The organism is Actinacidiphila sp. bgisy160 (assembly GCF_057707815.1).
On record NZ_JBYIQW010000003.1, the window covers coordinates 255,554 to 261,808 of the forward strand.

At 76.1% G+C, this 6,255-nt stretch carries 7 protein-coding genes; 3 read left to right on the forward strand and 4 right to left on the reverse strand.

Annotated features, from left to right (window positions below):
* Positions 1 to 84 precede the first annotated feature (84 nt).
* The 4 genes from AC3EUJ_RS05640 to AC3EUJ_RS05655 all read right to left on the reverse strand — a co-directional run bounded on the left by AC3EUJ_RS05640 (position 85) and on the right by AC3EUJ_RS05655 (position 4,428).
* Positions 85 to 321, reverse strand: a complete 237-nt coding sequence (locus AC3EUJ_RS05640) for a hypothetical protein (RefSeq protein WP_431959818.1) — start codon at positions 319 to 321, stop codon at positions 85 to 87.
* A gap of 48 nt (positions 322 to 369) precedes the next feature.
* On the reverse strand, positions 370 to 2,454 hold the full coding sequence (malQ, locus tag AC3EUJ_RS05645) for a 4-alpha-glucanotransferase (RefSeq protein ID WP_431959819.1): 2,085 nt from the start codon (positions 2,452 to 2,454) through the stop codon (positions 370 to 372).
* Positions 2,455 to 2,644: 190 nt separating this feature from the next.
* Positions 2,645 to 2,968, reverse strand: a complete 324-nt coding sequence (locus AC3EUJ_RS05650) for a VapC50 family PIN domain-containing toxin (protein WP_488180943.1) — start codon at positions 2,966 to 2,968, stop codon at positions 2,645 to 2,647.
* 17 nt (positions 2,969 to 2,985) lie between these two features.
* Positions 2,986 to 4,428, reverse strand: coding sequence for an amidase (locus AC3EUJ_RS05655; RefSeq protein ID WP_431959820.1), 1,443 nt, complete (start codon positions 4,426 to 4,428; stop codon positions 2,986 to 2,988).
* Positions 4,429 to 4,528: 100 nt separating this feature from the next.
* Between AC3EUJ_RS05655 and AC3EUJ_RS05660 the strand changes: the two genes are divergently transcribed.
* The 3 genes from AC3EUJ_RS05660 to AC3EUJ_RS05670 are packed head-to-tail and all read left to right on the forward strand — an operon-like array spanning position 4,529 to position 6,224.
* Complete coding sequence (locus tag AC3EUJ_RS05660; protein ID WP_431959839.1) at positions 4,529 to 5,053, forward strand: sigma-70 family RNA polymerase sigma factor; 525 nt, start codon at positions 4,529 to 4,531, stop codon at positions 5,051 to 5,053.
* 2 nt (positions 5,054 to 5,055) lie between these two features.
* Positions 5,056 to 5,733, forward strand: a complete 678-nt coding sequence (locus tag AC3EUJ_RS05665) for a hypothetical protein (RefSeq protein ID WP_431959821.1) — start codon at positions 5,056 to 5,058, stop codon at positions 5,731 to 5,733.
* Positions 5,734 to 5,747: 14 nt separating this feature from the next.
* Positions 5,748 to 6,224, forward strand: a complete 477-nt coding sequence (locus AC3EUJ_RS05670; protein ID WP_431959822.1) for a hypothetical protein — start codon at positions 5,748 to 5,750, stop codon at positions 6,222 to 6,224.
* The last annotated feature ends 31 nt before the right edge of the window (positions 6,225 to 6,255 follow it).

Here is a 6,255-nt window from a genome sequence, read left to right on the forward strand (position 1 = left end):
GCCGTTCCCCGGCACATGGTGCCGGGGAACGCCTGAGGCCGGGCCGCGGTGCTCCGCGGCCCGGTCAGCGACGTGGGAAAGGGATCAGCCCTGGGTCTTGCGGGACTTGTCGGTCACGATGACCAGGCCCGCGATGACCAGGAACAGGACGATCGGGAGGGCGAGGTACAGGCCCAGCGTCTGGAGCACGCTCAGGCCGGGACCCGGGTCCGCACCGTCGTCCTGGGCGTTCGCGAACGCGGGGGACGACATCAGCAGCATCAGCGCCGTACCAGCCGTCACGGCACCGGCGCGCAGGGCGTTCTTGTTGAGCTTGTCCACGGTCTCAAAGTAGCGAACGCTTCCGCGGCCCGCGCGTCCGGGGTGGTGTTACGGCCCGCCGGGTGCCGCCATCGCGGTCCGCACCTCGTGCGCCAGCGCGTGCAGCCGCGGTGAGGCCGTCAGCTGCTCCAGGGTGAGCGGCCGTCCTTCCGCGTCCGCGACCGGCAGCCGCCAGTTGGGGTACTGGTCCCAGGTGCCCGGCAGGTTCTGCGGGCGGCGGTCGCCGACCCCGTCCGGCAGCCACACCCCGACCATCCGGGCCGGCGTGCGCGCCAGGAAGCGGTGGACAGCCTTGACGACCGCCTCCTCGTCCCGGGCGCCCTCCGGCAGCAGCCCCAGTCGGCCGAGCAGCGCCAGCCACTCCGCGACCTCCCGCGCGTCCTCGGCCTGCTCCGCCTCCAGCGGCCGGGTCAGCAGCCCCAGCCGGTGCCGCAGCCCGACGTGCTCCCCGGTCAGCCGGGCCGCCGTCGTCGGCAGGTCGTGGGTGGTCACCGTCGCCAGCGCGTCCGCCCGCCAGGCCGCGGGCGGCAGCGGCCGGGCGTGCGCGGATCCGTGCGCCGCCTCCCAGTCCCGCTCGAACCAGAGCACCGACGTGCCGAGGATGCCTCGGTCGGCCAGCTCCTCGCGGACGCCCGGCTCGACCGTGCCGAGGTCCTCCCCTATGACCACGGCACCGGCGCGCTGCGCCTCCAGGGCGAGCACGCCGAGTATCGCCACGGCGTCGTAACGGACGTACGCGCCCCGCGTCGGCGGCTCGCCCTCGGGCACCCACCACAGGCGGAACAGCCCCATCACGTGGTCGATGCGCAGGCCCCCCGCGTGCCGCAGCACGTTGCGCAGCAGGTCGCGGTAGGGCGCGTACCCCGTGGCGGCCAGGGCGTCCGGGCGCCACGGCGGCAGGCCCCAGTCCTGGCCGTGGGCGTTGAAGGCGTCCGGCGGCGCCCCGACCGACATCCCGTGGGCGAGCGCGTCCTGCAGCGCCCAGGCGTCGGAACCGGAGGGGTGCACCCCGACCGCGAGGTCGTGGACGATGCCGACCGCCATCCCCGCGTCCCGCGCCGAACGCTGCGCCGCGGCCAGCTGGGCGTCCGTCAGCCAGGCCAGCCAGCAGTGGAAGTCGACCTGGTCCAGGCGTTCGCCGCGGAGCCGCGCGACCTGCCCCGAGCGCGGGTCGCGCAGTCCCGCCGGCCAGCCGCGCCAGTCCGGGCCGTGCAGCTCGGCCAGCATCGACCAGGTGGCGTGGTCGTCCAGCGCCTGCCCCTGGTCCGCGAGGAAGTCGCAGTACGCGGCCCGCCGTCCCGGCGACAGCGGCACCTTGCGGACCAGCGCGAGCGCCTCGCGCTTCAGCTCCCACACCGCGTCACGGTCGATCAGGGCGTCCTTGAGCAGCACCGAGTCGCGCAGCACGGCCGCCTTGCGCAGCAGGTCCACCGCCCGCTCGCGGTCGTCGGTGCCGAGGTAGGCGTACTCCGGGATCTCCTCCACCCGCAGGTACACCGGGTCGGGGAAGCGCCGTGAGGACGGACGGTACGGCGACGGGTCGGTGGGACGCCCGGGCACGGCCACATGCAGCGGGTTGACCTGAAGGAAGCCCGCGTGCAGCGCCCGGCCCGACCACGCCGCGAGGTCCGCGAGGTCGCCGAGGTCGCCCATGCCCCAGGACCGCGAGGACAGCACGGAGTACAGCTGCGCCATGAAGCCGAGGACCCGCTCCGGGGGGCCGGGCAGCCGTTCCGGCGCCACGGTGAGCTGCGCCTGCGCGGTGCGCCCGTCGGGGGCCTGCGCGCGCAGCACGTGCCGCCCCACGGGCAGCGGCACCTCGCCGTCCCAGGTGGCCTCGGTGCCGTCCTCCGTGGTCAGCCGCAGCACGGTGCCCTCGGGCAGCCGGTGCCCGAGCGGACGCCCGGCCCGCGTCACCACGCTGCGGGGGAGCAGCCGGCGCCCGGCACGGTGGTCGTGCTCCGCCAGCGCGCCGCGCACTGCCGCCGGGGTCGAGGCGTCGACGCCCAGCGCGGCCAGCACCGCCACGACCGTCCCGTCGGGCACGCGCACCTCGCGGTCCGGCGACGGGCGGTAGGTGACGTCCACGCCGTGCAGCGCGGCAAGTCTGTCCCGGTCGGCGCCTTCGGTCATGGGATGCCCTCCTGGTGCCGTCATCGCGGGTGCGCGTTCTCCGGACAGCCTCAGCCATACCCACTGCGTGGCGACGCAGTCGCATTCCGTGCACCCGCTCCCACCCACGAGTGGCGGCACCCGGCGGCCGCCTCCCACGGGGTCGCGTCGCGAGGCCGGCCTCCGGGGCGGTGTGGTGACAGGCCGCCCTTCAGCCGGTGATCAGACGCTGTGTCCGCCGGCTACGAAGCCACTCCTCAGGCAGCTCCGCCTCGTAAGCCGCCTTCTGTGCGGGACGGCAGGAGGGCTGGCTCACAGCTCCCGGTCCGAGGCGCAGAGCGGCCACGGACTCGGTGAGCCCTGATCTCTCCAGCTGGCCCAGCACGTCCTCGAAGGTCTGCGGCGGACGGCGCCGAGAGGTAGCAATCTCCTGGACGCAGGCGTGAACAACGCGATCACCCAGTCCTATGAGATCCATTACGAAACCGTCGGCACTCACTTCGCCCACCGGGGCGCTGCGGCACCCGGCGGCCACCGGGTGCGGCAGCCACCTCAGGCGGGGGGTCCGTCCGCGGACCCCGGTGGGTCGAACGCGCGGGCCGTGCGGGGCTGCCAGGGGGACGCGGCCTCCAGTTGGGCGGCGAGCGCGAGCAGGGGGCCCTCCTCGCCGTGCCGGGCGCCCAGCATCATGCCGACGGGGAGCCCCGCCGGAGACCACTCCAGGGGCAGCGACACCGCGGGCAGCCCGGCGATGTTCCACGGCGCGGTGAACGGCGTGAACGCCAGTTGCGCCGCGAAGTCGGCCGCCGGGTCGGCGTCGTCGCGCAGGGCGCCCACCGGGGCGGGGAGCTGTGCCAGCGTCGGGGTGAGCACCGCGTCGTACGGCTCGGCGGCCTCGGCCAGTTTGCGGCCCACGCCCTGCATCACCCCCAGCGTGCGGGCGTAGTCGAGGCCGCCCACGTCCCGCCCCTGGTCGCGCAGCCAGCGGGTGAGCGGCAGCAGCTCCCGCTCCCGCTCCGGTGCCACGGGAGTCAGCGCGGCCAGCACGGCCCACACCGGGGTGAACGCGTCGCGGTCGCCCGGGGCGAGCGGCTGCGGCACGTCCACGACCTCGTGCCCCAGCCCGGCCAGCAGCGCCGAGGTGCGCTCGTAGGCCGCCAGGACCTGCGGGTCGACCTCCACCCCCGCGACGTCCGGCACCGCCCAGCGGGCGATCCGCAGCCGGCGCGGTTCGTGCTCGCACCACCGCAGGAACGACCGCTCCGGGGGCGGCAGCCGGAAGGGGTCGCCGGGCGCGGGCACCGCCAGCACGTCGAGCAGCGCCGCGGTGTCCCGGACCGTGCGCGCGATGGGCCCGCCCACGGCCAGTCCGCTCGCGTCGCCCCACGGCGCGGGGCTGACCCGGCCCCGGCTCGGCTTCAGCCCGACGACCCCGCAGCAGGCGGCCGGGATGCGGATCGAGCCGCCCCCGTCGCTGCCGTGCGCCGCCGCCGCCAGCCCGGCCGCCACGGCCGCGGCCGCGCCGCCGCTGCTGCCGCCGGCGCCACGCGCGAGGTCGTACGGGCTGCGGGCCGGCGGCCCCACGGCGCCCTCGGTGTAGGCGGGCAGCCCGAACTCCGGGGTGCTGGTCTTCCCGGTCAGGACGGTCCCCGCGTCCCGCAGCAGCCGGACGAGGTACGCGTCCCGGTCGGCGACCCGGTCGGCGAAGACCGCCGACCCGGAGGTGAAACGCACCCCGGCCACCGGCGTCAGGTCCTTCACCGGCACCGGCACGCCGAGCAGCGGCGGGAGCCGCCCGCCCTCCGTGAGCACGCGTTCGGCGTGCCGCGCGTCCTCCAGGGCGCGTTCGGGCGTGACGGTCAGATAGGCCCCGAGGGCCGGGTCGAGCCGCTCGATCCGGTCGAGGTAGTGGGCCGTCAGCTCCACGGGCGACAGTTCGCCCGTCCGGACGGCCGCGGCCTGTTCCAGCATCGTCAGTTCATGAGGGGCGGACACCCCGCCAGGTTAGGGCCAGGGGCGGGACCGGAGGAGGGGTGAACGTTTTCCGCCGCTGCCGCGTCATAGGAGAAATCGCGGAAGGGGGAGGGGCGTGGCGCTGCTGAGACGGAGGTCCCGGCCGGGGGACGGGGACGACCCCCTCGCGCCGGAGCACCTCGATCGCGTAAGGGCCGTCCTGGCGCTCGGCGGGGTGCCGGCGGGGGATCTGCAGGACGGGGTGCAGCAGGTGCGGCTGAAGCTGCTGGAGCGCCGGGCGGGCGGCCGCGAGCCGCTGCGGGACCCGGGCGCGTGGGCGGCCGTCGCCGCCTCCAACGTGGCGATGGACTGGCACCGCTCGCGACGCCGTCAGGAGCGGCTCGGCGAGCGCCTCGCGGCCCTGACGCCCCGGGACGGGGCCCGGCACGGCGGGGGAGAGGCGCATGTGCTGGCCCTGGCGATCGCCGACGGGCTGCAGGAACTGCCGCCGCGGCAACGCCAGGTGCTGACGTTGCGCTTCTACGCCGACCTGCCCGTGGCGGAGATCGCCTCGGCGCTCGGCGTCCCGGAGGGCACGGTGAAGAGCCGGCTGCACGCAGCCGTGCGCGCGCTGCGCGGCCGGCTGCACACCAGGGAGGTGGTGTGACGATGAGCGGGAACGAGTACGAGGCCCACGGGGCGGACGAGGCGCTGTCGGCCGCCCTCGCGGACGTGCCGCCGGACGGCGCCGCGGACACCGGGGAGGAATACGCCGCCGCGTGCGCCGACGTGGCCCTGCTACGCACCCAGGTGCGGCTGATCGGCGACGCCCTCGCCGCACAGCCCGCCCCGCCCGTGGAGGGCCGCCCCCGCGGACGCAGGGCGCTGGCGCTGTGCCTGGCCGCCGTCGTGGCGGGCGTGGCGGCGGTCGCCGGGGTCGTCCTGGCCCGGAACGCCGCCCTGGGCGACGGTTCGGCGGCGAGCGAGGCGAAGCTCTCGCGGGAGGGCATCGTCGCCTGCGCGAGCGACATCGCCGAGGGCACCGTGCGAGAGGTGACGCCCACCGGCGAGCCGGGGGACCTGCGGGTGGTGATGGACGTCGACCGCCGCATCAAGCCGGCCGGCGGCGCCCCCCGGCTGACGTTCACGATCCACGTCGACGACGACCACGACGATGTTGCCCCGCCCCCGGAACCCGGGTCGCGCGTCCTGGTGATGGTCTCCGCCCTCCCCGGCGAGCGGGTGGACCTGTACGAGGGCGCCGCGGACATCGCCCCCGCCCGCGCCTGGATGGAGAAGGCACTCACGGCCTCCCGGGGCCTGCCGTGCGAGAGCGACACCTCATGAGGGGAGCGAAGGACGTGGGACGAAGGGTGGGAGACCGGACGGGACCGGCCCTCGCCGTGGCGGCGCTGCTCGTGCTCTCCGCGCTCGCCGGCTGCGGGGCCGGCACCGGCGAGGCCGACGTCGAATCGGTCCGCATGACCGACGCGGAGGTGCTGGCCTGCACCGAACTCGTCGCCGAGGGAACGGTGCTGCGGGTGACGCCCGGGGCGGAGCCGGACCGGGTGTCGGTGCGGATGGCGGTGGACCGCTACCTCAAGGGCGAGCGAGGGGACCGCCTGCTGACCTTCCCCGTCGACCGGGACGAGGCCGGGGAGCCCGAGGTGGCCGTGGGGAGCCGCCTGCTCGTCAGCGTCATGCTGCGGCCCCGGGGCTACACCTTCGTCCACCAGGGCGAGGACATCGCCCGTACGCGGCAGTGGGTGGACCGGGCGCTGCCTCGTTCGCGCACACTGCGCTGCGGGGAGCAGGAGTACGAGTGGCGGCAGAGCTGAGGGGGGGGGGGGGGGGAGGGGGGGGGGCCAC

What these genes read in the sequence shown, in the direction of transcription:
- malQ (WP_431959819.1), bottom strand. Translation starts at nt 2,454, where the DNA reads ATGACCGAAGGCGCCGACCGGGACAGACTTGCCGCGCTGCACGGCGTG.
- AC3EUJ_RS05665 (WP_431959821.1), top strand. Translation starts at nt 5,056, where the DNA reads ATGAGCGGGAACGAGTACGAGGCCCACGGGGCGGACGAGGCGCTGTCG.